Below are 25,670 nucleotides of genomic sequence, written 5' to 3'. Positions count from 1 at the left end.
GAGCGAGCTTGCTCGCGAAGGGGCCAGCCGCCACACCGGAGATCCTGAGCTAAGCCCCCACCCACGCCTGCAAACTCAAGTGCGCCCGCTCCCCCGGCGCCAGGCACAGGCTGTCGGTGCCGCCACTGGCCGCTTCGACACAGACAAACTCACTGACCTCATCCCAACTCACGCCCAGCAACGGCCGGGTGCCGGGATGCCAGACCACGGTGTCGGCGCTGTCACCGGTGTCGATGCACAATTCGCGCTGCCAGGCGTGATCCTTGAGCTGCAATTCGCCTTCATGCTGGAACACCCGCTGACAACCGCCCTCGACCCGTAACTCGCCTTCCTGCTGGCAAGCTTCGCGGCTCAACTGGTCATAACCCTGGGCGCCTTCGAGCCCAGACAGCGCTACCTCACCGACATCACCGATACGCCAGTAAGCGTGCAAAGCCTGGCTCAACTGGCACGGCAGGCTGTCCTGGTGCTCGGTGCTCAAGCGCAGCTCCATGCGTTCACCCAGGTCGGCATGCAGGTCCACTTGCCAGTCGCACAACTGCAGTTGCCAGTGCAAATGCACGCCCCCTTCATCACTGCGGCTGTCTAGCAGTTTCCAATCGATCAACCGTGCCCAACCGTGGGACGGCCAGGCGTTTTCGCTGGGATGACGGCCATACCACGGCCAGCACACCGGCACCCCGCCTCGTATCGCCCCGACTTGCGGCCACTTGGCCGCGCACCACAACCAGGGCTTCTGGCCGCGCGGCTGGAAGTGCAGCAACTGCGCGCCCTGGCGACTGAACACCGCCTGGCACAACGGGTGATCGATCACCAACACATCGCGCTGCCGATAGCGCTCCCACGCGAATACCGGGCGCTCGCGCAAGGATCTGAAAAAGCGTTGTAGCGGATGCTCATGCATGGGCCGCGGTCCTGGGAATCATTGAATTGCTCATCTGTTTGCAACGCGTTCTTTTGTGGCGAGGGAGCTTGCTCCCGCTCGGCTGCGAAGCAGTCGCAAACGAGGCGAATGCGGTCTGGCGCAAACACCGCAGTGAATGGCTCTAGGGTCGCTTCGCAACCCAGCGGGAGCAAGCTCCCTCGCCACAGGTTCTGCGCTCCGCAAAAAAAAGCGGACAGCCTTGGCCGTCCGCAAATATGCGCACATAGAGAGGAGCTTATCGCAACAGCGTTAGAACACCGACTGAATTTTCAGGCCGGCCACCAGCGCGTTGTCGACTTCATCCACACCACCTGGGTGAGTGATGTACTGCAGGTTCGGACGCACGGTCAGCCAGTTGGTGACGTGGAAACCGTAGTTGATCTCGTAGTTGTATTCAGTGCTACGCAGTGGCGCGAACAGCGGATCGTCGTAGTCGGTGACGCCATTGGCGGCGTTGACCAGTTCGGAGTTTTTCTTCACGTCTTCGTTGACATGGATACGCGAGAAACCGATGCCGACATCGTCTTTTGGACGAGCATCGAACGGCCCCTTGTACACGAACATCAACGACTGGTAGTTGTCGACGACGTTGGTTTCCTTGTCATGGAAAGTAGCGTTGGCGGCGATGTTCAGGCCGCGCGAAGCATCACCGTTGTGGCTGGTGAGCTGTTGTTGCACGACGAGCCAGTAGCCGTCCTTGCTGCTGTGGCTGCGATAGGCGTTGCCGGTGGTCGCGGCGTCGTTGCCATCCTCGTCTTCACGGACGTCATCGGCCTTGGCTGTACTTTTGTAGTAACCAACACGGTATTCACCCGGCAGGTTATTGATCTTCGGCGACCAGACCAACTCGACCGGAATGAGGGTACCCTTGGTACCGCTGCCGCTGAGTTTGTAGCGGTTGTTGTTTTCCAGCTGCGAAGGGTTCTGGTTGTAGGCGCCGATTTGCGCATAGAGCTCAGGCGTGAGGTTGTATTTGACGCGAATCGCCGCCTGCATGATCGGCCAGTTGTACCAGATGCCGGTCGCCCAGTTACCCGCTTGTGAACCGCAGAACGCCAGGTTCTGGAATTCGCACGGGAAGGTGTTGAAGTCTTCGCCCTCACCGAAATAACCGGCTTTGACATCCAGTTTGCTGTCGAAGTATTTCTGCTTGATCCACAACTGGGTCAGACGCGTGGTTTGCCCACGGCCCCAGACTTCCTGGGAAGAACTGAGGGTACCGGCGCGTGGATCACCGATGCGGTCGTTGGAGATGTTGCGACCGTCACGTCGGGTGAACTGGATCTTGGCTTCCGTATCACCCCAGCCTGCCAGTTTTTCCAGGTCGAGCGCGACGCCCAGGCCAAACTGCTGGGACCAGCGCGCGGTCTTGTCATCGTTGTAGCCGCCGTGGAGGTTGGCACCCATCTCACCGACGAAATCCGCCTTGATATCGATACCTTGCTCGATCAGCTTGGTCCGTTCACCGCCCCAGTCGCCCGTCATCCACTGCGAATCGGCGCTGAACGCGTCGGCTGCGTGTGCGCTACCGGCCAGCATCATCGCCGCAACGGCTGACAACTGGCAGATACGCTGGGCGTTTTTTTGCTTTTTCATCCCTACATCCTCGTCTTTATTTATTGTTATTAACTGTTTTTATCTAACGCGGTTTACAACGATTGCGATGGATGGTCCCCCACTCACCGCATACTCCTTTTTCTGTGGGAGCGAGCTTGCTCGCGATAGCGGTGTGTCATTCACCTCGGCAGCAACTGATGTACCGTCATCGCGAGCAAGCTCGCTCCCACACAGGCCTCTCACCGGCCTTTGAACTGCGCTACGTTGGCACTTCGGGCATCGGTTTGCGGCTGGCCGGCCACGCCCAGGCGCTCGCCGGACTGGGCGTCGAACAGCAGCACTTTCGACGGATCGAATTGCAGCGTCAGGGTTTCCCCCGGCTGCGGTGCCACGTCCGGCGCCAGGCGGCAGCAGACCTTGGTGTCGTTGAGGTTGACGAATACCAGGGTGTCCGGCCCGGTAGGCTCGGTGACCTGGACTTCGGCGCGGATGGTCGGCAGGCCATTGGGCTCGCTGCCGGCCAACGCGATCTGTTCCGGACGCATGCCCAGGATGACTTCGCGGTCTTCCAGGCCGGCGTCCTGCATGCCCAGCGGCAGCTCGCAACGGGCCTGGCCGCTGTCGAGCAGTGCCAGCAGGCGACCGTCCTTGCGTTGCAGGCGCAGCGGGATGAAGTTCATCGGCGGCGAACCGATGAAGCTCGCCACGAACAGGTTGGCCGGGTTGGTGTAGATGTCTTTCGGCGTGCCGAACTGCTGGATGATCCCGTCCTTCATCACCGCCACTTTGTCCCCCAGGGTCATGGCTTCGATCTGGTCGTGGGTGACGTAGACCGTGGTGGTCTTCAGGCGCTGGTGCATCAGCTTCATTTCGGTGCGCATCTCGACCCGCAGCTTGGCGTCGAGGTTGGACAGCGGTTCGTCGAACAGGTAGATCTTCGGCCGCCGCGCCAGGGCCCGGCCCATGGCCACGCGCTGTTGCTGGCCGCCGGAAAGCTGGCCAGGCTTGCGATTGAGCAAGTGCTCGATCTGCAGCAGCTTGGCCACGCGGTTGACTTCTTCGTCGATGTCCGACTGTTTCATCTTGCGGATTTTCAGGCCGAACTCGATGTTCTCGCGCACGCTCATGGTCGGGTACAGCGCGTAGGACTGGAACACCATGGCGATGTCGCGATCCTTCGGGCTCATGCCGCTGACATCCTGGTCACCGATCATGATGGCGCCGCCGGTGATGGTCTCCAGGCCGGCGATGCAGTTCATCAGCGTCGACTTGCCGCAGCCCGACGGGCCGACGAGGATCAGGAACTCACCGTCCTTGATCGACAACTCGATGTTCTTCAGGGTATCCGGCAGGCCGGCACCATAGGTCTTGTTTACATTGCGAAGTTCAAGCGTTGCCATGATTACCCCTTGACTGCGCCGGCCGTCAGGCCGCGCACGAAATACTTGCCTGCCACCACATAGACCAGCAGGGTCGGCAGCCCGGCGATCATCGCCGCCGCCATGTCCACGTTGTATTCCTTGGCCCCGGTACTGGTGTTGACCAGGTTGTTCAGCGCCACGGTGATGGGTTGCGAATCACCGCTGGAGAACACCACGCCGAACAGGAAGTCGTTCCAGATCTGCGTGAACTGCCAGATCAGGCAAACCATGATGATCGGGGTCGACATTGGCAGGATGATCCGCCGGAAAATGGTGAAGAAACCCGCACCGTCCAGTCGCGCCGCCTTCACCAGCGCATCGGGAATGCTGACGTAGTAGTTGCGGAAGAACAGCGTGGTGAATGCCAGGCCGTAGACCACGTGCACGAACACCAAACCGGTGGTGGTGCTGGCCAGGCCCATCTTGCCAAGGGTGAACGAGGCCGGCAGCAGGACGGTCTGGAACGGCAGGAAGCAGCCGAACAGCAACAGGCCGAAGAACAGCTGCGAACCGCGGAAGCGCCACATCGACAACACGTAGCCATTCAAGGCACCGATGGCGGTAGAGATCAGCACCGCCGGGACGGTGATCTTGATCGAGTTCCAGAAGTAGCCGTCGACCGTGGCCCAGGCCTTGACCCAACCGATGCCGCTGACCACGGTCGGCCAGCTCAGCAGGTTGCCGGTGCTGATGTCTTCCGGCGTCTTGAAGCTGGTCAACAGCATGACCACCAACGGCACCAGGTAAAGCAGTACGGCGAGGATCAGCACCGCGTAGATCGCGATGCGACTCAGGCTGATGGAGGGTTTGGCAGCGAGACTAGTCATGACGCTTGGTCCTCAGCTCGGAGTACAGGTAAGGCACGATGATCGCGAGGATCGCACCGAGCATCAGGATTGCACTGGCCGAGCCCATGCCCATCTGGCCGCGACTGAAGGTGAACGAATACATGAACATGGCAGGCAGGTCGGAGGAATAACCCGGGCCACCGGCTGTCATCGCCGCCACCAGGTCGAAGCTCTTGATCGCGATGTGTGCCAGGATCATCACGGCGCTGAAGAACACCGGGCGCAGGCTCGGCAGCACCACTTTCCAATAGATGCGCGGCATGCTCGCGCCATCGATCTGGGCGGCACGGATGATCGATTGGTCGACACCCCGCAGGCCGGCCAGGAACATCGCCATGATGAAACCCGACGCTTGCCACACCGCCGCGATCACCAGGCAATACACCACGCGGTCCGGGTCGATCAGCCAATCCAGGCGGAAGCCTTCCCAACCCCAGTCACGCAACAATTTGTCCAGGCCCATGCCCGGGTTGAGCAGCCATTTCCAGGCCGTACCGGTGACGATCATCGACAGCGCCATCGGGTACAGGTAAATGGTGCGGATGAAACCTTCGCGACGAATGCGCTGGTCCAGGAACACGGCCAGCAGCACGCCGATCACCAGGGTGATGCCAATGAACAGGCCGCCGAACAGCGCCAGGTTCTTGCTCGCCACCCACCAGCGGTCGTTGTCCATCAGCCGCGCATACTGCGCCAGGCCTGCCCATTTGTAGTTCGGCAGGAACGTCGAAGTGGTGAACGACAGGACGAACGTCCACAAGATATAGCCATAGAAGCCCACCAGAACGATGAACATGCTCGGCGCCAGCACCAGTTTCGGGAGCCAGCGCTGCAATGCATCGAACGGCGAGGCCTTGCTGAACACAGCAACAGAACTCATGGGAAGATCCAAAACAAGGTTACAGGGGTATCCCTCTGTGGGAGCGAGCTTGCTGGCGATGACGGTGTGTCAGTGACTCATCTGCTACCTGACACTCCGCTATCGCGAGCAAGCTCGCTCCCACAAAGGGACCGCGGCGCTAATTACTTGGCTGACTGAACCGCTGCACCCAATTTCTTGGCAGCATCGGCCGGGTCGGCTTTCGGGTCGTTGATGTAGTTGGTCACCACATCGAAGAACGCACCCTGTACCGCCAGCGTGGTCGCCATGTTGTGCGCCATGCTCGGCTGCAAGCCGCCGGACTTGGCGTCCGTCAGGAAGTCCTTGGCCGCGGTCTGGGCGCAGGAGTCGAAACCGTACTTGGCCATGTCGCCCAGCATGTCGTTGCGCACCGGGATCGAGCCCTTGTTGATGCTGAAGACTTTCTGGAAGTTCTCACCCAGCACGACCTTGGCGATATCCTGCTGGCCCGCCGCAGTGCCTGCGTCCTTCTGCTTGAACACCGCCAGGGAGTCGATGTTGTAGGTGAAGGCCTTGTCGGTGCCCGGGAAGGCCACGCACTCGTAGTCCTTGCCGGCGACTTTCTTCGCGGCGGTCCACTCGCTCTTGGCCCAGTCACCCATGATCTGCATGCCGGCCTTGCCGTTGATGACCTTGGCTGCTTCGAGGTTCCAGTCCTGGCCCTTGCCGTCGGCGTCCATGTAGGTCGCGACTTTCTTCAGCTCGGTCAGCGCCTTGACCATTTCCGGACCGGTCAGGGCCTTGTTGTCCAGGTCGACGAGGGCCTTCTTGTAGCCCTCGGCACCCATGACCGAGAGCACCACGGCTTCGAACACGGTGCTGTCCTGCCAAGGCTGGCCGCCATGGGCGAGCGCAATGAAACCCGCCGCCTTGAGCTTGTCGCCAGCCGCGTAGAACTCGTCAAGGGTGGTCGGGTTCTTGGTGATGCCGGCTTTCTTGAAGACTTCCGGGTTGATCCACAGCCAGTTGACGCGGTGGATATTCACCGGCACGGCGACGTAGTCACCTTCGTACTTCACGGTATCGGAGACTTTCTTGTCGAGCAGGCTGTCCCACTTCTCGGCCTTGGCGACGTCCTCGAGGATGTCGGTGTCGAGCAGCCCGGTGGACGCCCACTCCTGGATGTCCGGGCCCTTGATCTGGGCGACACCCGGTGGGTTGCCGGCCACGGCACGGCTCTTGAGTACGGTCATGGCAGTGGAACCACCACCACCGGCGACAGCGCCGTCCTTCCAGGTAAAGCCGTCTTTTTCTACCTGGGCCTTGAGCACATCGACCGCGGCCTTTTCGCCACCCGACGTCCACCAGTGGACGACTTCCACGGAACCTTTGGATTCGGCGGCAAGGGCAGTGACGGGAAATGCTGCGACGGGAAGCAGGGAAGCAAGAGAAATGACAGTAGCGAGGCGAGAAATCGCATTCATCTAGAATTACCTTTCTTGTTGTTATGCATGCAAGTCTGGAGCTTGCGCTGCATGGATTCTAATCAGAGGGAATCCCTTCGCAGGTAACGAAGGGACGTGCAAATGTCACGACATGGTTACACAGGTGCAGGGCTGGATAACCGCGCCAGGGCTGACGCCATGCTCGGTGCCAGGGGCAGGCGTGGAATCAGGACTGCTTGCCAGGCGTGATACAGGTCCGGCTTGCCCGGCCAGATATCGGCGCTGGGGCGGTTCTGCGGATCGAGTTCGTGATGCCAACTGCCGTTGCAGCGATCGATGAAATGCTTGTCACAGAACTCCCAGAAACGCCGATACCAGGCTTCGTATTTCGCCTCGTCGGTGCGCTTGAGCAAGGCGCTGGCCGCGGCCGCCGCTTCGGCGTGGACCCAATGCAGGCGGTGGCGAACCACGGCGCGGTTGTCCCAGTCCAGGGTGTAGACAATGCCCGGCGCACCATCGACGTCCCAGCCGTGGCGGCAGTTCTGGTCGAAGAGTTTTTGCGCGTCCTGGGCCAGCCAACCCGGGGTCAGCATGCCAATCTGCACCCGCGCCGCTTCAAGGTGCAGCAACAACCGCGCCCATTCGAAGCCGTGGCCGGGCGTGGTGCCGTAGGGGCGAAAACCATCGGCGGGATTGTCCTGGTTGTAGTCGCGCAGTGGCTGCCAATGGCGATCGAAATGTTCCACCACCAAGTAGTCGTTGGCGGCGGCATGGTCATGGATCACCCGCTCGACGATACGCAGGGCGCGGGCCAGCCAACGCGGATCGTCGGTGGCATCGGCCAGGGCGAGAAAGGCTTCGGTGGCGTGCATGTTGCTGTTGGCGCCGCGATAGGCCTCTTCCTCGCGCCAGTCGCGGTTGAAGGATTCGCGCATGGCGCCCTCTTCTTCGCACCAGAAATGCGCGTCGATGATCCGCACCGCTTCGTCCAGCAACGCAGGGGCGCCGGGACGCTGGGCCACCACCGCGGAACTGGCTGCCAAGGCGACGAAGGCATGCAGGTAGGCGGCTTTGCCGGTGCTGTCCGCATCGGGTTGCGACGTGGCGAACCAGCCACCATGCTCGGCATCGCGCAAGGGGCCGTTGAGGGCCTGGATACCGTGGTCCACCAGCTCGGCGAAACCCGGCAAGCCCTGGATGTGGGCCATGGCGAAGCTGTGGGTCATGCGCGCGGTGTTCATGGTTTCGGCCCGGGCATCGGCCGGCAGGCGCCCAAGCTCATCCAGGTTGCCAAAGCCGTCCGGCAGCTTCGAGGCCTTGGCGAACGCCAGCAGCCGCACGCCTTCATCGGCGAGCCAACGCTGGTGGGCAGGGGCGTTCAGCCAACTGCTGAAGGCCGGTTGGAAGGTGTCCATCGGAGTACCTTTTTTGTTGTTTTGACGCAGGGAGTCTAAACAAGGGAGGGTGGGTGGCAGGTAACGAAAGGGGCGAGTTATGTCACCGAGTTGTGACATTCCTTGAGAGATGCGTTGAGGCGACTGGCGCCTTCGCGAGCAGGCTCGCTCCCACACTAGATCTTCGGCGTTCACAAAATCCCTGTGGGAGCGAGCCTGCTCGCGAAGAACGATAACGCGGTGTTGCTAATCCACACTACGAGGCAACTGCAACGTCACCCGCAACCCCCCTTCACGAAGGTTCTGCAGGCTCACCTCGCCGCCATGGCTGTGGGCAATGTTGCGGGCGATACCGAGGCCCAGGCCATAGCCCTGCTGTTGCCCGGCGAGGCGGAAATGCGGCTCGAAAACTTGCTCCAGGCGCTGTTCCGGCACACCCGGCCCTTCGTCGTCGACGTGCAGGATGAACGCGGTTTCATCGTCATCAATGTGCAGGTGGGCGTTCTGTCCGTATTTCAAGGCGTTGTCGATCAGGTTACCGATGCAGCGCTTGAGGGCCAGCGGCTTGCCGGGATACGGCGCCAGCGCCCGGCCATCCTGGGTCACCCGGCCATTGCCGTTGGGCGCCAGGTACGGCTCGACCAGGCAATCGAGCACATGGTTGAGGTCCACCGGCTCGATGTTCTCGTGGATGTCGGTGTCCTTGACGCATTGCAGCGCGCCTTTGACCAGCAGCTCCAGTTCATCCAGGTCACGGCCGAACTTGGCTTGCAGGTTTTCGTCCTCCAGCAGCTCGACCCGCAGCCGCAATCGGGTGATCGGTGTACGCAAGTCGTGGGAAATCGCGCTGAACAACTGGCTGCGCTCCGTCAGGTAACGGCTGATGCGTTCGCGCATGGCATTGAACGCCCGTCCCACTTCCACCACTTCGCTGCCGCCGCCCTCGGCCACCGGCTCCACCTCGGCACCCAGGGACATGTCCCGCGCGGCCCGGGCCAATCGCTTGAGGGGCCGGCTCTGCCAGTGCACCAGCAAGCCGATGAACAGCAACAACAGGCTGCTGGTGAGCACGATGAAACCAACCTGTTGCTTGGGCAGGTCTTGTTCTTCGAGGCTGGTGTAGGGTTCGGGCAGCAGCGAGGCGATGTACAGCCACTCACCCGGCGCCATCTGGATCTGCGTGACCAGCACCGGTGGATTTACCGGCTCCAGGGTCAGGGCATAGTGGGCCCACGAGCGAGGCAGTTCATCGAGCTTGAGCCCGGCATTGAAAATCCGCAGGTCGTCGGGGCTGACGAACGTCACCGAGATGTCGGCGTTATGACCCAAGGAGCGGCGCAGCACTTCATCCACGGCCGTGAGCACCGCCTGCTTGCGCGGCGTCACCGGCAACACGTCCATGCCCAGGGGTTTGTCGTTGAGGGTGACGACGAACCGCGTGCCGCCCATGCTGCGCAACTGGTCCAGCACCAACGGCCGGTACGCCACGGGCAGCGAGCGCAAATAACTGACGCTGGCGGTCATCGAATGGGCCAGGCTGCGGGCGCTGGTGACCAGGCCTTCGAGCTGAGTCGCGCGCAATTGCGAAACCCAGATCAGGCTGGACAGGGTCTGGGCGAACAGCACCACGAGCAAGGTCAGCAACAACATCCGGCCCAGCAACGAGCGTGGCACCGGTACCCGCCGGGCGATTTTCTTGATCCCGTCAATGACCATTGCTGGCAACCACACTGGCCGCCAGCTGGTAACCGCTGCCCCGCACCGTACGAATCAGCCGCGGCGGCTTGTCGGTGTCACGCAGGCGCTGGCGCAGGCGGCTGACCGCCATGTCGACGATCCGGTCCAGGGGCATCAGCTCACGGCCACGGGTCGCGTTGCCAATGGTGTCGCGGTCGAGGATTTCCTGGGGATGGTCGAGAAACAACTTGAGCAAAGCGAAGTCGGCACCGGAGAGAATCACTTCTTCACCGTCGGTATGGAACAGCCGATGGCTGACCATGTCCAGCCGCCATTCATCGAAGGCCAGCACTTCGCCGCCGGCGCGTTCCTGGCCGAATTGCGCCCGGCGCAGCAGCGCCTTGATGCGCGCCTGCAGTTCACGCGGGCTGAAGGGTTTGCCCAGGTAATCATCGGCGCCCAGCTCAAGACCGATGACCCGGTCGGCCTCGTCGGAACTGGCGGTGAGCATGATGATCGGCACATGCGCCTGGCGTGGATGTTGGCGAACCCAGCGGCAAAGGCTGAAGCCGTCTTCATCGGGCAGCATGACATCGAGGATCACCAGGTCGCTCGGTGCATCGTTCAACGCCTGGCGAAACCCGGCGCCGTCGGGCGTGGTCCGCACGTGGAAACCCGCACGGCTGAGGTAGGTGTCCAGCAGCTCGCGAATCTCCTGGTCGTCGTCGACCAACAAAATCGATTTGTTTACTGAACTCACGGGCCTCGTCCTTGTTGTTTGGATGGGGGCGATTATGCCTGATGGACGGGTTCTACAAACACACTGCAAAACCTTGTGGGAGCGAGCTTGCTCGCGATAGCGGAGTGCCAGTCACCTTGATGTTGGCTGATAGGCCGCTATCGCGAGCAAGCTCGCTCCCACAGGGGGGGACATTTTCAAACTTCAAGCTGCGGCGGATTGCTCCAACGCCACGCCCGCGCCCATCAGGCCGGAGTATGGCGCGGTCACCAGCCAGACCGGAATGCCCTTGAAATAATCGCTCATGCAACCCTTGTCGGCGAAGCACTTGGCGAAACCGCTTTCGAGGAAGAAATCGGCAAAGCGCGGGACTACACCACCGACGATGTAGACGCCGCCGCGTCCGCCCAGCGTCAACACATTGTTGCCCGCCACGCGCCCCAGCCAGCGACAGAACTGCTCCAATACTTCCAACGCGATTGGGTCGCCAGCCAGGCCGGCCGCGGTGATGGATTCGGGGGTATCGAGCACTGGCGCATGGCCGTCCACGGCGCAAATGGCCCGGTACACCCGAGGCAAACCGCTGCCGCTCAAAGCGGTTTCGGCGCTGACGTGGCCGATCTCGTTGTAGATGTGCTGCCACAACTGGGTTTCCCGCGGGCTGCTCATGGGCAGGTCGACATGGCCGCCCTCCCCCGGCAACGCGGCGAACCGGCCCTCACCCAGATCCAACAGCGTACCGACGCCCAGCCCGGTGCCCGGCCCGATCACCACCGCCGGGCGCATCGGCTCCGGGGTGCCTTCGCACACGACCCGGTATTCATCGGGACGCAAGCGAGTCATGCCCAGGGCCATGGCCGAGAAATCGTTGACCAGCAACAGCTTCTCCACCTGCAACCTTTCGCAGAACGCCAGGTTGCTCAAGCGCCAGTGATTGTTGGTAAAACGAAACTCATCGCCGCTCACCGGACCCGCCACCGACAGGCACACCGAACCGATGGCGCCCGGCTTCAGGCCCATGCCACTCAAGTAAACCTCGATGGCATCTTCCGGGCAGGCGTAATCCGCCGTGGCCAGCACCTGGATGTTTTCCAGGGTGTGATTTTTCCACAGCGCGAAGCGTGCGTTGGTCCCACCGATGTCACCGACCAAAGCCAGTTTCAATTAAGCGTCTCCAGGGCAGAAGTGAAGGCGCTGGCGCCCTGCTCCGCCGAGCTGAAGGCCATGCGCATGAAACCGAACAGCTCGCGACCAGTGCCTATGTTGTTGCCCAACAGGCCCTTGGCCGGCGTGCGCGCGGCAAATTCCTCGGCGTCCACCTTCAGTTCCAAGGTACCTTTGACGCCATCGACACGGATGATATCGCCCTCCTGCACCCGGGCCAACGCACCACCGACATAAGCTTCCGGGCTGACATGGATGGCCGCCGGGATTTTCCCCGATGCGCCGGACATGCGCCCGTCGGTCACCAGCGCCACTTTGAAGCCGCGATCCTGCAGCACACCGAGGAATGGCGTCATCTTGTGCAGCTCCGGCATGCCGTTGGAGCGCGGGCCCTGGAAGCGCATCACCGCGACAAAATCTTTTTCCAGCAGGCCGGCCTTGAAGGCGTCCGCCAGGTCCTGTTGGTCCTGGAAGACCATGGCCGGGGCCTCGACCACCTGGTTTTCCAAGGCCACGGCCGAGACTTTCATCACGCCGCGGCCGAGGTTGCCTTCCATCACCCGCAACCCGCCTTCTGGCGAGAAGGCGCGGGCCACCGGGCGCAGGATGTTTTCGTCGAGGCTTTCGATCGGACCGTCGCGCCATACCAGTTCGCCGTCCTCGAGGAACGGCTCCTGGGTGTAGCGGCTCAGGCCGTGACCGAGCACGGTGTTGACGTTTTCGTGAAGCAAACCGGCTTCCAGCAACTCACGGATCAGGAACGACATGCCGCCCGCCGCCTGGAAGTGGTTGATGTCGGCCTTGCCGTTCGGGTAGACGTGGCTCAGGGTCGGCACCACCTCGGAGAGGTCGGCCATGTCCTGCCAGGTCAGCTGGATACCCGCCGCCATGGCAATGGCCGGCATGTGCAGGGTGTGGTTGGTGGAACCGCCGGTGGCATGCAGCGCGACGATGGAGTTGACCAGCGAGCGCTCGTCAACGATTTCGCCGATGGGCATGAAATTGCCGCTCTGCTTGGTCAGGCGCGTCACCTGGAACGCCGCTTCACGGGTCAGGGCATCGCGCAGCGGCGTGTTCGGGTTGACGAACGAGGCGCCCGGCAAGTGCAGGCCCATCACTTCCATCAACAACTGGTTGGTGTTGGCGGTGCCGTAGAAGGTGCAGGTGCCGGGGCTGTGGTAGGACTTCATCTCCGATTCCAGCAGCTCTTCGCGGGTGGCCTTGCCTTCGGCGTAACGCTGGCGCACGTCGGCTTTTTCCTTGTTGGAAATGCCCGAGACCATCGGCCCGCCGGGCACGAAGATCGTCGGCAAGTGACCGAAGCGCAGCGCGCCCATCATCAGGCCCGGAACGATCTTGTCACAGATGCCGAGCATCAGTGCGCCGTCGAACATGTTGTGGGACAACGCCACCGCCGTGGACAGCGCGATCACTTCGCGGCTCGGCAGGCTCAGTTCCATCCCCGCCTCGCCCTGGGTCACGCCGTCGCACATCGCCGGCGTGCCACCGGCGAACTGGCCGACCGAGCCGATTTCGCGCAGGGCTTTCTTGATCTGTTCCGGGAAGGTTTCGTAGGGCTGGTGAGCCGAGAGCATGTCGTTATAGGACGACACGATGGCGATGTTGGCGGCGTTCATCATCCGCAGATGGTGCTTGTCTTCGGTGCCGCAACCGGCCACGCCATGAGCGAAGTTGGCGCATTGCAGCTTGCCACGCATCGGACCGTCGCTGGCGGCACCACGGATCAATGCAAGGTAAGCCTCACGCGTGGCGCGGCTGCGGGCGATAAGCCGTTCGGTGACCTCAAGAACGCGGGGATGCATGTGTAGAACTCCAGGCTAACGGATGTGGCGACCTGATTGTCTATGCTGGTCAAAAGCCCGCTGCACGCTGTGTGGAAGGCGAGGCGACAGCCGGTTTTTGACCATTCGGACCAGTTGATTCAGGTCACTCGTTGTAGATAAAACAAAATATTGCCACTAAAAAGGCTTGTTTTCTATTTTTATGCGAATAATCTTGTAATTCCAACAACAAATCGACGGCGGCGCAGTTAATGACTCTTCGAATCGCAATCAATGGTTTTGGCCGCATCGGCCGCAACGTCCTCCGTGCACTGTATACCCAAGGCTACCGTCGCGACCTGCAGATCGTCGCCATCAACGACCTGGGTGACAGTGCAATCAATGCCCATCTGCTCAAGTTCGACACCGTGCATGGCACCTTCGATGCCGACGTCCAGCACGATCACGAAAGCCTGACGGTCAATGGCGACCGCATCTCGGTCAGCGCCATCCGCAACCCGGCCGAACTGCCCTGGGCCGCCGAGAAAATCGACGTCGTGTTCGAATGCACCGGTCTGTTTACCGACCGTGCCAAGGCAGCCGCGCACATCAGCGCCGGCGCCCGCAAGGTAATCATCTCGGCCCCGGCCAAGGGCGCCGATGCCACCGTCGTGTATGGCGTGAACCATGACATCCTGCGCCAGTCCCACCAGATCATCTCCAACGCGTCGTGCACCACCAACTGCCTGGCCCCGGTGGCCCAGGTGCTGCACCGCGAGCTGGGCATCGAAAGCGGCCTGATGACCACTATCCATGCCTACACCAACGACCAGAACCTGACCGACGTCTACCACAGCGACCCGTACCGCGCCCGTTCGGCCACCCAGAACATGATCCCGAGCAAGACCGGCGCCGCCGAAGCGGTGGGCCTGGTGCTGCCGGAACTGGCAGGCAAGCTGACCGGCATGGCCGTGCGCGTACCGGTGATCAACGTCTCCCTGGTCGACCTCACCGTGCAGCTCAAGCGCGAAGCCTCGGCCGAAGAAGTCAACGAACTGCTGCGCCATGCCAGCCAGCATTCGAAGATCCTCGGCTACAACACCCTGCCGCTGGTCTCCAGCGATTTCAACCACAACCCGCTGTCGTCGATCTTCGACGCCAACCACACCAAGGCCAGCGGCAAGCTGCTCAAGGTGCTGGCCTGGTATGACAACGAATGGGGCTTCTCCAACCGCATGCTGGATAACTGCCTGGCGTTGTGTAACGCCGAGTAACTGCCACGGTAGTTCTTGAGCTTTTCTGTGGGCGCTTTTCTGTGGGAGCGAGCTTGCTCGCGAAAGCGGTGTATCAGCCAACATCAATGGCGACTGACACTCCGTCATCGCGAGCAAGCTCGCTCCCACAGGGTTACAACATCGATGAAATGAAGGCTTGACCCGTCACGCAGATGATAAGCATTATCATCTGCTAGAACCGGATCGGGCCCTACCGTGAGTCAATCGCGCTTTCATCATGTATTCCTCGCCCAGCGCACGCCGCTGCTACGCACCCTCGAGCGCATGGTCAGCAACCCCAGTACCGCCGAAGACCTGCTTCAGGAAACCTACCTGCGCGTCACCCGAGCATTGGCCGAACGTACGGTCGAGCACCTCGAACCCTTTGTTTTCCAAACCGCCCGCAACCTGGCGCTGGACCATCTGCGTGCCCGGCGCATCCAATCCCGAACGCTGTTGGACGACGTACCGCTGGAAGTCGTCCACAACGTCGTCGCCCCCCAGAGCAGTGCCGAGGACGCCGCCCATGCCCAGCAACTGCTCGAGCGCCTGGACGTCAGCTTGCAAGCCCTGAGCCCGCGACAACAGCAGATCTTCATCCTCAGCCGCCTGCATGGCCACAGTTACCAGGAAATCGCCGAACGGCTCGGTGTATCCCTGAGCACCGTGCAGAAGGAACTGAAGCTGATCATGGCGATCTGTGTGGGTGTGGCTGAACGCAACCTATGAACTTCACGCTGCGTACAGGCTTGCCTCCTACTGCCTGCGGCTTGTAGCTTGTGCGGGCCGCTAATAAGAGAACCCACCGTGACGGACTACTCCCCTTCTCCTGAGCCGACGCCGGAAACCGCCCATGCCATGGAGCAGGCGCTGGACTGGCTGATCCTGCTGGACAGCCCCAGCGCGGAACAGACGCGGCAGTTCCAGGCCTGGCTGGCGGCCGATCCACGTCACGGCGAGGCGTTTGCCCGGGCCCAGGCGATCTGGAACGGCCCGCAGGTGCTGGAAAGTGCCCGCCGGCTGGAAACCGCGCCCAAGGTCACCGCGCTGTCGCGCCTGCGTGCCCATTGGAAACCCCTGGCCACCGCCGCCGTGCTGTTTCTCGGCCTGTTCAACTTCAGCGACCTGCCTCTGCATCTCCAGGCCGATCACCTGACCGTGGTCGGTGAGCGCCAGCGCCTGCAATTGGAGGACGGTTCCAAGGTCCTGCTCAACACCGATTCGGCGTTCTCCAGCACGTTCAACGAACAACGGCACGTGGCGCGCCTGTACAAAGGCGAGGCCTTCTTCGAAGTCCCGGGCAACCGCACCCAGCCGCTGGAAATCGATGCCGGCCCGGTCACCGCCAGCGTCAGCGACACCACCTTCGCCGTGCGTTACCTCGACGGTGTGGCCCAGGTCCAGGTGCAGCGCGGCGATGTGGACCTGCGGGCCAACCGCAACGACACCCATGTGCGGCTGTCGGCCGGGGAAAGCATCCGCATCGGCCCCAACGGCTTCGACCGCCCGGCCCGGCTCGATGCCAGCACCGAGCTGGCCTGGGTCCAGGGTCGACTGGTGTTCGAGAACCGGCCGCTGAGCCAGGTACTGGCCGAGCTGCGCCGCTACTACCCCGGCTGGATCATCAACAGCAACGAACAGTTGGCCAACGTCGCGGTGACCGGCAATTACCGCCTCGATCAGCCGCTGGACGTGGTCCGTTCCCTGGCCCACATTACCTCGGCGCGCCTACAGGAATTCCCGGCGCTGGTGATCCTGAACTAAATGAGAATTATTTTTACTCGATAGGCTTCGCTGGTTCGTCTCGTTATAGCCAATGCAATTGATTCGTATCTAGCCGTGCGAATCTGCACCTATAACAGATGCGACACGGAGCGCTATCGATGTCCTCTCGCCTTACTTGCCGGTTTCTTGCCCCTTCTTGCACGCTGTCACTGCTTACCGCCGCCATCCTGATGGCCGGCATCGCGCCGCTCGTCCTGGCCGCCACCACCGTGCAGCCCCCTGCACGCAACATGGGCGACTACACCTTTGCCATCGCCCGGCAACCCCTGGTCTCGGCCCTGAATGCATTCACCGCGGTCACCGGCTGGCAGGTCGGCCTGCCGGCGGAACTGGCCGAAGGCGTCGCATCGCCAGGGGTGAACGGCTCGCTGCCGCCGGAAAAAGCCCTGGAACGCCTGCTGGCGGGGACCCAACTGAGCTATCGCAAGCTAGGCGACAACAGCATCGTCCTGGAAAAACGCAGCCGCGGCAGCGCGCTGGAACTGCAGCAGGTGACCATCAGTGCCACCCGCCAGGAACAGGACATCACCAGCGTACCGAGCACGGTCACCGTCCACGACCGCCAGGTGCTGGACCGCAACAACGTCAATACCCTCAAGGACCTGGTGCGCTATGAACCGGGCGTATCGGTGGGTGGCGCGGGCCAGCGCGGCGGCATCAGCGGCTACAACATCCGCGGCATCGATGGCAATCGGATCCTGACCCAGGTCGACGGCGTGGAAATACCCGGCGGGTTCTTCAACGGCCCCTACGCCAAGACCCAGCGCAACTACGTCGACCCGGAAATCATCAAGCGCGTGGAAATCCTCCGCGGCCCGGCCTCGGTGCTGTACGGCAGCAATGCCATTGGCGGTGCCGTCAGCTACTTCACCCTCGATCCGGACGACATCATCAAGCCGGGCGAGGACGTCGGCGCGCGCCTGAAGACCGGCTACAGCTCCGCCGACGAGAGCTGGCTCAAGTCCGCCACCGTTGCCGGCCGTAGCGGTCCAGTCGATGGGTTGCTGCACTATAGCCAGCGTGACGGCCACGAAACCGAATCCTACGGCAGCCACAACGGCACCGGCCTGGACCGCACCGCCGCCAACCCGGAAGACGTGCGCACCTACAACGTGCTGGCCAAGCTCGGCTGGAACTATAGCGATGACGCACGCCTTGGCCTGGTCTACGAGAAATACAAGGACGACCGCGACACCGACCTGAAAAGCGCCTACGGCGGCCCCTACGCCAACGGCCAGCCGGCGATCCCCGACTTCGTACTGCCCGGTGGCATGTACCAGTGGCGCACCGGCAACGACACCATCACCCGCGAGCGTTTCGGCCTGGAACACAGCTTCGCCCTCGACAGCCTGCTGGCCGATCACGTCAAGTGGAGCCTGAATCACCAGGTCGCCAAGACCGACCAGAGCACCGCCGAGTTCTATTTCCCGATCACCCGCCAGGTCCTGCGCACCCGGGAGACCCTCTACGAAGAAAAGCAGTGGGTCTTCGATGCGCAACTGGACAAGGCCTTCAGCGTCGCCGACACCGACCACGCCTTGACCTACGGCACCACCCTCAAGCAACAGAAAGTCACCGGCTCGCGTAGCGGCAATGGCGTGTGCCTGGCGGTCGGCGTCGGTTGCTCGGCGGTGGGCGCCATCAGCACCCGGGACGTGCTGGCAAAAGCCAGTGACTTCCCCGACCCGACCATCAACACCTACAGCCTGTTCGCCCAGGACCAGATCAGTTGGGACAAATGGACCTTCACCCCCGGCCTGCGCTACGACTACACCCGGCTCAAGCCGCACCTGACCGAGGAATTCCTCAGTACCGTGGACCCTACCGGCGGCGGCACAGTCAGCGGCAAGAACAAGACCTGGCATCGCGTCTCGCCCAAGTTCGGCGTGACCTACGCCCTGAGCGATGAGTACACCTGGTACGGCCAGTACGCCGAAGGCTTTCGTACCCCAACCGCCAAGGCTCTTTACGGTCGTTTCGACAACCCCGGCGCCGGCTATAGCGTAGAACCCAACCCCGATCTGGAACCGGAAAAAAGCCAGGGCTACGAGACCGGCCTGCGTGGCCGTTTCGATTCCGGTTCGTTCGACGTGGCGGTGTTCTACAACAAGTACCGCGATTTCATCAACGAGGACGCCATCATCCCCGGCGACGACCAGTTGACCTTCCAGAGCAACAACATCAAGCACGCCACCATCAAGGGCGTCGAAGCCAAGGGGCGCCTGGACCTGGACGTGCTGGGCGCGCCAGAAGGCCTCTACACCCAGGGTTCGGTGGCCTACCTCTACGGTCGCAACAACGACACGGGCGAACCGCTCAACAGCATCAACCCCCTCACCGGCGTGTTCGGCCTGGGCTACGACCAGAAGCAGTTCGGCACCTTGCTCAGCTGGACCCTGGTCAAGAAAAAGGACCGCGTCGACGACAGCAATTTCAACTCCCCCGATGGCGTGAGCAGCCAATTCAAGACACCAGGCTTCGGCATCCTCGACCTGACGGGTTACTACAAGGTGACCGGCGACGTGACCGTCAGCGGCGGCCTCTACAACCTCACCGACAAGAAATACTGGCTGTGGGACGACGTGCGCGGCTACGACAGCGTCGGCGAAGCGGCCGTGCTGAGCCCCGCCAACCTCGATCGCCTGACGGCGCCCGGGCGTAACTTCGCGGTGAACCTGATCTGGGATATCTGACCAAGATTTTTGTCGGCAAGCCAAATGCCCTGTGGCGAGGGAGCTTGCTCCCGCTGGACTGCGCAGCAGTCCCAAGAACTTGCGGTCGCTGCGCAACCGAGCGGGAGCAAGCTCCCTCGCCACAATGTTCCAACTCGAAGGAATTTTTTCATGACCACACAACGTCCCGCTTCACGTTCCCAACGCCTGAACCAGATCACCCACGAGCCCCACGGCAAGCTCGATGCGCTGGTCAAGGCCCACGCTCCGTTCGACACCCCGGCCAGCTTCGCCCGTTTCGTCGTCGCCCAGTACCTGTTCCAGTCGGAACTGGTGGCGCTGTACAACGACGCCGAACTGGCCGCCTTGATCCCCGACCTGCCAGCCCGCTGCCGTGCCGACGCAGCCAAGGCGGATCTCGCCGACCTGGACACCGAAGTCCCCGGGCCGGTGGCCGGTGCGGTGAAAACCCCGACCCAGGCCGAAGCCCTGGGCTGGCTGTTCGTCTCCGAAGGCTCCAAGCTCGGCGCCGCCTTCCTGATCAAGCGTGCCGTGGGCCTGGGGCTGAGCGAAACCTTCGGCGCCCGGCACCTGGCCGAACCCGCCGGCGGACGTGCCGAAGGCTGGAAAACCTTCACCCGCACCCTCGATGGCCTGACCTTCACCGAACAACAGGAAGCCGAGGCGGACAAAGGCGCGCTGGATGCCTTTAACCGCTTCACGGTGCTGTTGGAACAGGCTTACGCGACCGAGTTGGCCTGATTCATACAAGGAACTTAGGGTGGATGCATATCTTGCAGTCCACCCAGAAACCAGTGTGGGAGCGGGCTTGCTCGCGAAGACGGTGTGTCAGTTAACGATTATGTCGGCTGATACACCGCCTTCGCGAGCAAGCCCGCTCCCACAGGAAATGTGTATGACTGAAAAACGCTGATGAACCATCCCTCGAAACTCACCCAACTGCTCTTCGCCCTGCTCGCCTACACCAGCCTGGCCATCGGCCTGGTCGCCATCGTCGTGCCTGGCCTGCCGACCACCGAGTTCATCCTCTTGGCCGCCTGGGCCGCGACCCGCAGTTCGCCGCGCCTGAGCGCCTGGCTGGAGAACCATCGGCTGTTCGGGCCGATGCTGCACAACTGGCGCAACGGCAAGGTTATCCCGCGCCGGGCCAAGGTCGGTGCCAGCGCCAGCATGCTGCTGTGTGCCGGGTTGATGCTGGTGATGCTCGACCACCGCTGGCCGGTCTACCTGGCGCTCGCCGGCATGGGCCTGGGCAACCTGTGGATCTGGTCGCGGCCGGAACAAGCACAGGGCGCTTGTGGCGAGGGAGCTTGCTCCCGCTGGGCCGCAAAGCGGCCCCCGAAGGATTTTTGATCTATGCTCGCCCTCTGGTTCAGGAGGGGCTTTCGATGGCAGATCTACTCACATCCATGCAAGCCGCGCTCGGCTTGCCCACGACCTCGATCACCTTCAGCGGCGAAGGCGCCCTGCCCTCGGCATTCGCCGTCACGGAGCTGGCCAGCGCCAGCATCGCCGTGGCCGGCCAGGCGACCGCCGCGCTCATCCACCATCACACCGGCCGCCAGCCCCCCGTCGAGGTCGACCGACGCCTGGCATCGTTCTGGTTCGCCACTTCCCTGCGCCCCATCGGCTGGAGTGTGCCGCCGATGTGGGACCCGGTGGCCGGCGACTATGCCTGCGCCGACGGCTGGATTCGCCTGCACACCAACGCGCTGCATCATCGCCTGGCGGCGGAAAAAGTCCTCGGCACCTGCACCGACCGCACCGACATGGCGGCCAGGGTCGCCCGCTGGAACAACGCCGAGCTGGAGCAAGCCGTGGTCGACGCCGGCGGTTGCGCTGCCCAGATGCGTTCGTGGCAGGCCTGGCAAACTCACCCTCAAGGCATGGCGGTGCATGCCGAGCCGCTGGTGCATCTGAGTGAAACCACTGCAGGACAGCACAAACCCTGGCCTGGCTCCGTGACCCAGCCACTGGCGGGCCTCAAGGTCCTGGACCTGACCCGGGTGCTGGCCGGCCCCGTCGCCAGTCGCTTCCTCGCCGGCCTCGGGGCCGACGTGCTGCGCATCGACCCGCCGACCTGGAACGAACCCGGCGTGGTCCCGGAAGTCACCCTGGGCAAACGCTGCGCCCGCCTCGACCTGCATCGAGCCGATGATCGCGCGGCGTTCGAGGCATTGCTCAAGGACACCGACATCCTCCTGCACGGCTACCGTGCCGACGCTCTGGAACGCCTGGGCTACGGCGCCGAACAGCGCAGTAAACTGGCTCCGGGCCTGATCGACGTCAGCCTCAACGCCTACGGCTGGAGCGGCCCCTGGCAGAACCGGCGCGGCTTCGACAGCCTGGTGCAGATGAGCAGTGGCATTGCCGAAGCCGGCATGGCTTGGAAACACACCGACAAACCGACACCGCTGCCGGTGCAAGCACTGGACCATGGCACCGGCTATCTGCTGGCGGCCAGCGCCTTGGTGCTGCTGTCCCGGCGCTTGGAAAATGGTCGCGGCGGTTCGGCACGCTTGTCACTAGCGCGCACGGCGAAGCTGCTGATCGAACGTGGCGCCGGCGACCCGACCCCATTGCGGGCCGAGGCCGAAGATGATCACGGGTTGGTCGTCGAACAGACGCCATGGGGGCCAGCCCATCGCCTGCAGGTGCCCTTGAAGATCACCGGGACGCCGCTGCAATGGACTTTGCCGGCGGCTGAGCTGGGGGCGCATCGGGCACGGTGGTGACGCTCGCTACCGGTTAAAACTGCCCCTGTGGCGAGGGAGCTTGCTCCCGCTGGGCTGCGCAGCAGCCCCAGAAAAACAGGGCCGCTACGCGCCCCAGCGGGAGCAAGCTCCCTCGCCACAGGGGTTCGCCTTGGCATTGCGGTGAACCTCACAACGCCAAAAATCCACTGTACAACCCATACGCCGCTACACCCGCGCCAAACAGCACACAGGCAAAAACACCTTTTTCCACAGCGGTGAATAAGGGCTGTCCCTGTTCCCGCTTGGCCTGGGCGAACAGGATCACTCCGGGTGCATACAACAACGCCGACAGCAGCAGGTATTTCAACCCGCCGGCGTACAACAGCCACACCGCATAGCACAGGGCTACGCCACCGATGCACAGATCCTTCATGCGCTGGGCCGAGGCTCGTTCGTAGGTTTCCCCCCGGACGCACAGCAGCACCGCATAAGCGGCCGACCACAAGTAGGGCACCAGGATCATCGATGAGGCCAGATAAATCAGGCTGGTGTAGGTGCCGGCGGAAAACAGAGTGATCAGCAAAAACAGTTGGATCATGCCATTGGTCAACCACAGCGCATTGACCGGCGCATGGTTGGCATTTTCCTTGGTCAGGAATGCCGGCATGGTCTTGTCCCGGGCGGTGGCGTAGAGGATCTCGGCGCACAGCAGCGCCCAGGACAGCAGCGCCCCCAGTAATGACACCGCCAAGCCCAGGCTGATCGCCAATGCGCCCCAAGGCCCGACAATGTGCTCGAGCACGCCTGCCAGTGACGGGTTCTGCAACTGCGCCAATTCCGGCTGGCTCATGACGCCCAGGGACAACACATTCACCAGCACCAGCAACGCCAGGACACCGAGGAAACCGATCACCGTCGCCCGCCCTACGTCCGCACGTTTCCGGGCCCGCGCCGAATACACGCTGGCGCCCTCGATACCGATGAACACGAACACCGTGACCAGCATCATGTGCCGCACCTGGTCCATCACGCTGCCCAGGTCCGGGCTCATCGTGCCCCAGATATCGCGGGTGAACACCTCGGCCTTGAAGGCCACGGCCGCCAGGACAATGAACATCAACAGCGGCACGACCTTGGCCACGGTGGTCACCAGGTTGATGAACGCCGCCTCCTTGATGCCCCGCAACACCAGGAAATGCACGGCCCACAACAGCAACGATGCACAGCCGATGGCCACCGGCGTATTGCCCTGGCCAAACACCGGGAAGAAATACCCCAACGTGCTGAACAGCAGCACGAAGTAACCGACATTGCCCATCCAGGCGCTGATCCAGTAACCCCAGGCGGACGAGAAGCCCATATAGTCACCGAACCCGGCCTTGGCGTAGGCATACACGCCCGAGTCCAATGCCGGTTTGCGATTGGCCAGGGTCTGGAACACGAAGGCCAGGGTCAGCATGCCGACGGCGGTGATGGCCCAACCGATCAACACCGCCCCGACATCGGCCTGAGCCGCGACGTTTTGCGGCAGGGAAAAGATCCCACCACCGATCATCGACCCCACCACCAGTGCGACCAACGCGCCCAGCGGCAATTTTTCAATCGGTGGCGACATTTCGCCTCGCTATTTAATAATTAAATAAAAGCCCAATAGCGCTTTTGAATAACGCCTACCGTGCAAATTCCGTTGCCTTATTTACTGGCCCTTATTCAATCGCGCTAAATAAAAAGTGCCAGAACAGCCAACTACAAAATAGTTGCGACTCAGCGGAAATCAACTAGCGTGAATAATCCTGTGAGAGCGCAGATTATCGCCATTTTTGCCAAGACCACCTGGAATGGGCCTCTCGAGCAATTAAAACCCCTAATGGACGCTTCAACTCCTTCATTAACAACGGAATGTTGTCATGCACTGATCCAGATCAGCTATTCAAACTTCAAATCGACTTAGCCTGTTGACTCTCTTCTCCTGCATTGGAGTCTCGTACATGTCTGATACGCCCGGAAAACTTCGATTGGGTGCGTTGGTTGCATTGGTCGTCGGCTCAATGATCGGCGGGGGAATCTTTTCCCTGCCACAAAACATGGCAGCCAGTGCCGATGTCGGCGCGGTGCTGATCGGTTGGGCCATCACCGCCGTCGGCATGCTGACCCTGGCCTTCGTGTTCCAGACCCTGGCCAACCGCAAGCCTGATCTGGACGGCGGCGTGTATGCCTACGCCAAGGCCGGGTTCGGCGACTACATGGGTTTTTCGTCGGCCTGGGGCTACTGGATCAGCGCCTGGCTGGGCAACGTCGGTTACTTCGTGCTGCTGTTCAGCACCTTGGGCTACTTCTTCCCGATCTTTGGTGAGGGCAATACCGTCGCGGCGGTAATCGGCGCCTCCGTGCTGCTGTGGGCAGTGCATTTCCTGGTGCTGCGCGGCATCAAGGAAGCCGCGTTCATCAACCTGGTCACCACCGTCGCCAAGATCGTGCCGCTGGTGCTGTTCGTGCTGATCGCCCTGTTCGCTTTCAAGCTCGAGATCTTCACCCGGGACATCTGGGGCACGATGAACCCGGACCTGGGCAGCGTGATGAACCAGGTGCGCAAGATGATGCTGGTCACCGTGTGGGTGTTCATCGGCATCGAGGGCGCGAGCATTTTTTCCGCCCGGGCCGAGAAACGCAGCGACGTCGGCAAGGCCACCGTCATCGGTTTTATCACCGTGCTGCTGTTCCTGGTGCTGGTGAACGTGCTGTCCCTGGGCATCATGACCCAGCCTGAACTGGCGAAGTTGCAGAACCCGTCCATGGCCGCCGTGCTGGAACATGTCGTCGGGCATTGGGGGGCGGTGCTGATCAGCGTCGGCCTGATCATCTCGCTGCTCGGCGCCCTGCTGTCCTGGGTATTGCTGTGCGCCGAGATCATGTTTGCCGCCGCCAAAGACCACACCATGCCCGAGTTCCTGCGCCGGGAGAACGCCAACCACGTACCGGCCAACGCCCTGTGGCTGACCAATGCGATGGTCCAGCTGTTTCTGGTCATAACCCTGTTCTCGGCCAGCACCTACCTGTCACTGATCTACCTCGCCACCTCGATGATCCTCGTGCCGTACCTCTGGTCGGCGGCCTATGCGCTGCTGCTGGCGGTGCGTGGCGAGACCTATGAAGGCTTCGCGGCCGAGCGGCGCAAGGACCTGGTCATCGGGGCCATCGCCCTGATCTATGCGGTGTGGCTGCTGTATGCCGGCGGCATCAAGTACCTGCTGCTCTCTGCCCTACTCTACGCCCCCGGCGCGATCCTGTTCGCCAAGGCCAAGCGCGAGTTGGGCAAACCTATTTTCACCTCTGTCGAGAAGCTGATTTTCGCCGCGGTGGTCGCAGGCGCCCTCGTGGCCGCCTACGGGCTCTACGACGGCTTCCTGACCTTGTAGTTGGCTGATTGTTT

The 25,670-nt window shown here is 62.2% G+C and carries 20 protein-coding genes; 8 read left to right on the top strand and 12 right to left on the bottom strand.

Translation table 11 applies throughout. From position 1 onward, the window contains the following. Positions 1-49: 49 nt before the first annotated feature. The 11 genes from ACLH0I_RS07400 to edd form a co-directional block, all read right to left on the bottom strand. Positions 50-904: a D-hexose-6-phosphate mutarotase gene (locus ACLH0I_RS07400; protein WP_250963226.1), complete on the bottom strand. Its 855-nt coding sequence runs from the start codon at positions 902-904 to the stop codon at positions 50-52. A 270-nt stretch (positions 905-1,174) separates the two neighbouring features. Next, positions 1,175-2,521 (bottom strand): carbohydrate porin, encoded by a 1,347-nt coding sequence (locus ACLH0I_RS07395; protein WP_186709222.1) that lies wholly within the window; start codon positions 2,519-2,521, stop codon positions 1,175-1,177. Positions 2,522-2,721: 200 nt separating this feature from the next. Further along, positions 2,722-3,882 carry an ABC transporter ATP-binding protein gene (locus ACLH0I_RS07390; RefSeq protein ID WP_411386691.1) on the bottom strand — a complete coding sequence of 387 codons (1,161 nt, stop codon included), beginning with the start codon at positions 3,880-3,882 and terminating at the stop codon, positions 2,722-2,724. A 2-nt stretch (positions 3,883-3,884) separates the two neighbouring features. Beyond that, a complete protein-coding gene (locus tag ACLH0I_RS07385; RefSeq protein WP_003198539.1) occupies positions 3,885-4,730 on the bottom strand; it encodes a carbohydrate ABC transporter permease in 846 nt (281 codons plus the stop codon). Further along, positions 4,723-5,631: a carbohydrate ABC transporter permease gene (locus ACLH0I_RS07380; protein ID WP_003198535.1), complete on the bottom strand. Its 909-nt coding sequence runs from the start codon at positions 5,629-5,631 to the stop codon at positions 4,723-4,725. Before ACLH0I_RS07380 ends, ACLH0I_RS07385 begins: the two co-directional genes overlap by 8 nt. 143 nt (positions 5,632-5,774) lie before the next feature. Next, entirely contained in the window at positions 5,775-7,076 is a 1,302-nt protein-coding gene (locus ACLH0I_RS07375; protein ID WP_411386690.1) for an ABC transporter substrate-binding protein, read from the bottom strand. Positions 7,077-7,192: 116 nt separating this feature from the next. Then, on the bottom strand, positions 7,193-8,452 hold the full coding sequence (locus tag ACLH0I_RS07370) for an AGE family epimerase/isomerase (protein ID WP_411386689.1): 1,260 nt from the start codon (positions 8,450-8,452) through the stop codon (positions 7,193-7,195). Between the two features lie 225 nt (positions 8,453-8,677). Further along, positions 8,678-10,147 carry an ATP-binding protein gene (locus ACLH0I_RS07365; protein WP_186709229.1) on the bottom strand — a complete coding sequence of 490 codons (1,470 nt, stop codon included), beginning with the start codon at positions 10,145-10,147 and terminating at the stop codon, positions 8,678-8,680. After that, positions 10,137-10,868, bottom strand: a complete 732-nt coding sequence (locus ACLH0I_RS07360; RefSeq protein ID WP_186709230.1) for a response regulator — start codon at positions 10,866-10,868, stop codon at positions 10,137-10,139. The genes ACLH0I_RS07365 and ACLH0I_RS07360 overlap by 11 nt, the downstream gene beginning before the upstream one ends. A 183-nt stretch (positions 10,869-11,051) precedes the next feature. Continuing rightward, positions 11,052-12,011, bottom strand: a complete 960-nt coding sequence (locus ACLH0I_RS07355; RefSeq protein WP_411386688.1) for a glucokinase — start codon at positions 12,009-12,011, stop codon at positions 11,052-11,054. Next, complete coding sequence (gene edd / locus ACLH0I_RS07350) at positions 12,008-13,834, bottom strand: phosphogluconate dehydratase (RefSeq protein ID WP_186709232.1); 1,827 nt, start codon at positions 13,832-13,834, stop codon at positions 12,008-12,010. The genes ACLH0I_RS07355 and edd overlap by 4 nt, the downstream gene beginning before the upstream one ends. Before the next feature lie 230 nt (positions 13,835-14,064). Between edd and gap the strand changes: the two genes are divergently transcribed. The 7 genes from gap (at position 14,065) to ACLH0I_RS07315 (ending at position 22,279) form a co-directional block, all read left to right on the top strand. Further along, on the top strand, positions 14,065-15,066 hold the full coding sequence (gene gap / locus ACLH0I_RS07345) for a type I glyceraldehyde-3-phosphate dehydrogenase (protein ID WP_003184623.1): 1,002 nt from the start codon (positions 14,065-14,067) through the stop codon (positions 15,064-15,066). Positions 15,067-15,282: 216 nt separating this feature from the next. Next, positions 15,283-15,795 (top strand): RNA polymerase sigma factor, encoded by a 513-nt coding sequence (locus tag ACLH0I_RS07340; protein ID WP_053119086.1) that lies wholly within the window; start codon positions 15,283-15,285, stop codon positions 15,793-15,795. Between the two features lie 129 nt (positions 15,796-15,924). Continuing rightward, a complete protein-coding gene (locus ACLH0I_RS07335; protein WP_411387472.1) occupies positions 15,925-16,830 on the top strand; it encodes a FecR family protein in 906 nt (301 codons plus the stop codon). A gap of 119 nt (positions 16,831-16,949) precedes the next feature. Next, positions 16,950-19,544, top strand: coding sequence for a TonB-dependent receptor (locus tag ACLH0I_RS07330; protein WP_411386687.1), 2,595 nt, complete (start codon positions 16,950-16,952; stop codon positions 19,542-19,544). A gap of 150 nt (positions 19,545-19,694) precedes the next feature. Beyond that, complete coding sequence (locus ACLH0I_RS07325; protein ID WP_411386686.1) at positions 19,695-20,285, top strand: biliverdin-producing heme oxygenase; 591 nt, start codon at positions 19,695-19,697, stop codon at positions 20,283-20,285. A 171-nt stretch (positions 20,286-20,456) separates the two neighbouring features. Then, positions 20,457-20,897, top strand: a complete 441-nt coding sequence (locus ACLH0I_RS07320; protein WP_411386685.1) for a YbaN family protein — start codon at positions 20,457-20,459, stop codon at positions 20,895-20,897. Between the two features lie 35 nt (positions 20,898-20,932). Continuing rightward, entirely contained in the window at positions 20,933-22,279 is a 1,347-nt protein-coding gene (locus ACLH0I_RS07315) for a CoA transferase (protein WP_411386684.1), read from the top strand. A gap of 148 nt (positions 22,280-22,427) precedes the next feature. Here ACLH0I_RS07315 and arcD (ACLH0I_RS07310) read toward each other — a convergent pair whose 3' ends face one another. Beyond that, positions 22,428-23,855: an arginine-ornithine antiporter gene (gene arcD / locus ACLH0I_RS07310; RefSeq protein ID WP_250963239.1), complete on the bottom strand. Its 1,428-nt coding sequence runs from the start codon at positions 23,853-23,855 to the stop codon at positions 22,428-22,430. A gap of 373 nt (positions 23,856-24,228) precedes the next feature. Between arcD (ACLH0I_RS07310) and arcD (ACLH0I_RS07305) the strand changes: the two genes are divergently transcribed. Beyond that, on the top strand, positions 24,229-25,656 hold the full coding sequence (gene arcD / locus ACLH0I_RS07305; RefSeq protein ID WP_217884302.1) for an arginine-ornithine antiporter: 1,428 nt from the start codon (positions 24,229-24,231) through the stop codon (positions 25,654-25,656). Positions 25,657-25,670: the final 14 nt, after the last annotated feature.

This window comes from Pseudomonas sp. MPB03, from assembly GCF_046605385.1.
GTDB classification, from domain to species: domain Bacteria; phylum Pseudomonadota; class Gammaproteobacteria; order Pseudomonadales; family Pseudomonadaceae; genus Aquipseudomonas; species Aquipseudomonas zanjanensis.
This window is presented reverse-complemented; position numbering and strand designations above follow the sequence as displayed.

What these genes read in the sequence shown, in the direction of transcription:
- gap (WP_003184623.1), top strand. Translation starts at nt 14,065, where the DNA reads ATGACTCTTCGAATCGCAATCAATGGTTTTGGCCGCATCGGCCGCAAC.
- ACLH0I_RS07375 (WP_411386690.1), bottom strand. Translation starts at nt 7,076, where the DNA reads ATGAATGCGATTTCTCGCCTCGCTACTGTCATTTCTCTTGCTTCCCTG.
- ACLH0I_RS07325 (WP_411386686.1), top strand. Translation starts at nt 19,695, where the DNA reads ATGACCACACAACGTCCCGCTTCACGTTCCCAACGCCTGAACCAGATC.
- ACLH0I_RS07385 (WP_003198539.1), bottom strand. Translation starts at nt 4,730, where the DNA reads ATGACTAGTCTCGCTGCCAAACCCTCCATCAGCCTGAGTCGCATCGCG.
- ACLH0I_RS07370 (WP_411386689.1), bottom strand. Translation starts at nt 8,452, where the DNA reads ATGGACACCTTCCAACCGGCCTTCAGCAGTTGGCTGAACGCCCCTGCC.
- ACLH0I_RS07330 (WP_411386687.1), top strand. Translation starts at nt 16,950, where the DNA reads ATGTCCTCTCGCCTTACTTGCCGGTTTCTTGCCCCTTCTTGCACGCTG.
- ACLH0I_RS07365 (WP_186709229.1), bottom strand. Translation starts at nt 10,147, where the DNA reads ATGGTCATTGACGGGATCAAGAAAATCGCCCGGCGGGTACCGGTGCCA.
- ACLH0I_RS07320 (WP_411386685.1), top strand. Translation starts at nt 20,457, where the DNA reads ATGAACCATCCCTCGAAACTCACCCAACTGCTCTTCGCCCTGCTCGCC.
- ACLH0I_RS07390 (WP_411386691.1), bottom strand. Translation starts at nt 3,882, where the DNA reads ATGGCAACGCTTGAACTTCGCAATGTAAACAAGACCTATGGTGCCGGC.
- edd (WP_186709232.1), bottom strand. Translation starts at nt 13,834, where the DNA reads ATGCATCCCCGCGTTCTTGAGGTCACCGAACGGCTTATCGCCCGCAGC.
- ACLH0I_RS07315 (WP_411386684.1), top strand. Translation starts at nt 20,933, where the DNA reads ATGGCAGATCTACTCACATCCATGCAAGCCGCGCTCGGCTTGCCCACG.
- ACLH0I_RS07335 (WP_411387472.1), top strand. Translation starts at nt 15,925, where the DNA reads ATGGAGCAGGCGCTGGACTGGCTGATCCTGCTGGACAGCCCCAGCGCG.
- ACLH0I_RS07395 (WP_186709222.1), bottom strand. Translation starts at nt 2,521, where the DNA reads ATGAAAAAGCAAAAAAACGCCCAGCGTATCTGCCAGTTGTCAGCCGTT.
- arcD (WP_250963239.1), bottom strand. Translation starts at nt 23,855, where the DNA reads ATGTCGCCACCGATTGAAAAATTGCCGCTGGGCGCGTTGGTCGCACTG.
- arcD (WP_217884302.1), top strand. Translation starts at nt 24,229, where the DNA reads ATGTCTGATACGCCCGGAAAACTTCGATTGGGTGCGTTGGTTGCATTG.
- ACLH0I_RS07380 (WP_003198535.1), bottom strand. Translation starts at nt 5,631, where the DNA reads ATGAGTTCTGTTGCTGTGTTCAGCAAGGCCTCGCCGTTCGATGCATTG.
- ACLH0I_RS07400 (WP_250963226.1), bottom strand. Translation starts at nt 904, where the DNA reads ATGCATGAGCATCCGCTACAACGCTTTTTCAGATCCTTGCGCGAGCGC.